Source organism: Vibrio sp. 10N.222.52.B7, from assembly GCF_041474275.1.
GTDB classification, from domain to species: domain Bacteria; phylum Pseudomonadota; class Gammaproteobacteria; order Enterobacterales; family Vibrionaceae; genus Vibrio; species Vibrio crassostreae_C.
Genome location: NZ_JBFRTU010000178.1, coordinates 7,542 through 8,296 on the forward strand (window position 1 = coordinate 7,542; position 755 = coordinate 8,296).

The following is a 755-nucleotide window of genomic DNA, read 5'->3' on the forward strand; positions in this document are numbered from 1 at the left end:
CTTCAACATCAGCTTCAGAGTCAGCCTTAGAGTCAGATGCTTTCCCTTGCTGCGCTTGTACCGCGGTAACGGCAATGACATTAAAGATATCTTCGGCACTACAGCCTCTGGACAAGTCATTCGCTGGTTGATTCAGCCCTTGCAGCAACGGGCCAATCGCAACTGCCCCACCTAATCTTTCCGCAAGCTTATAACCAATATTACCGGCTTCTAAATTGGGGAATATCAATACGTTCGATTGACCTTTCACCTCTGAATCTGGCAGCTTTTTTGCGGCAATCTCAGTCACAATCGCGGCATCGAGTTGAACATCCTGATCGACGGCGATTCCGGGACAACGTTGTTTCACGAGTTGAGCCGCATTACGAACCTTATCGACCGATTCGTGCTTGGCACTGCCGTTGGTAGAAAACGACAGCATCGCTACTTTAGGCTCTTCCATCAGTAGCGTCTGAGCACTGTTTGATGCGGCCACAGCAATCGATGCCAACTCGGTTTCATTGGGGTTAATCACCAAACCACAATCACTGAAAATCATGCCGCCTTTAAGATTATGGAAAGGCTCACACAGCATCATCAAGAAGAAACTGGACACCAATTCGCTGTCCGGTGCAGGGCCGATAATCTGCAGCGCGGCTCGCACCACATCAGAAGTGGTATAAACCGCACCATTAACCGTGCCGTCGACCAGCCCTTCCCTTACCATCAAATTGGCAAAAACAAGTGGATCTTGAACCAGCTCTAGAGCGTCATCA

At 49.4% G+C, this 755-nt stretch carries 1 protein-coding gene; it reads right to left on the reverse strand.

The genetic code is table 11. The annotated features are described in order from the left end of the window. Positions 1 to 755 (reverse strand): phosphotransacetylase (locus AB4512_RS22160; protein WP_372175701.1); only part of this gene is annotated, 755 nt, incomplete at both ends.